The 680-nt window shown below is 44.7% G+C and carries 1 protein-coding gene; it reads left to right on the top strand.

What is annotated here, in order from left to right:
- Nucleotides 1-680: Obg family GTPase (locus GMD1S_RS08605; RefSeq protein ID WP_000293430.1), on the top strand; the 680-nt coding region annotated here is incomplete at both ends.

Genomic DNA, 680 nt, shown 5'->3' with positions numbered 1-680 from the left:
AATATCCGTTTTGCCACTCCCAAAAATCCTGCACCTGAAATCTCTGAGAATGGAGAGCCAGGTCAAGAACGTGAGTTGCAACTGGAATTGAAGATCCTAGCGGATGTCGGCTTGGTCGGTTTCCCATCTGTCGGAAAGTCAACTTTGCTTAGTGTCATCACTTCAGCTAAACCTAAGATCGGTGCTTACCACTTTACGACGATTGTCCCTAATTTAGGTATGGTTCGTACGCAGTCAGGTGAATCTTTTGCAGTAGCAGATCTTCCAGGTTTGATTGAAGGTGCTAGTCAAGGTGTTGGTCTTGGAACCCAGTTTCTTCGTCATATCGAACGCACTCGAGTTATCCTCCATGTCATCGATATGTCAGCTAGCGAAGGACGTGATCCTTATGAGGACTACCTTGCTATCAATAAGGAATTGGAATCCTATAACCTTCGTCTCATGGAACGTCCACAGATCATTGTGGCCAACAAGATGGATATGCCTGAAAGTCAGGAAAATCTGAAAACTTTCAAGGAAAAGTTAGCAGCAAACTACGACGAGTTTGAGGAACTTCCAGCCATCTTCCCAATTTCTGGATTGACCAAGCAAGGGTTGGCGACTCTTTTGGACGCGACAGCTGAATTGTTAGACAAGACTCCAGAATTCCCGATTTATGATGAATCCGATATGGAAGAAGA

This window comes from Streptococcus sp. GMD1S (assembly GCF_000296875.1).
In the GTDB taxonomy this organism is placed as follows: domain Bacteria; phylum Bacillota; class Bacilli; order Lactobacillales; family Streptococcaceae; genus Streptococcus.
The sequence above is the reverse complement of the archived record's forward strand: the minus strand, read 5'-3'. Positions and strand labels throughout refer to the sequence as shown.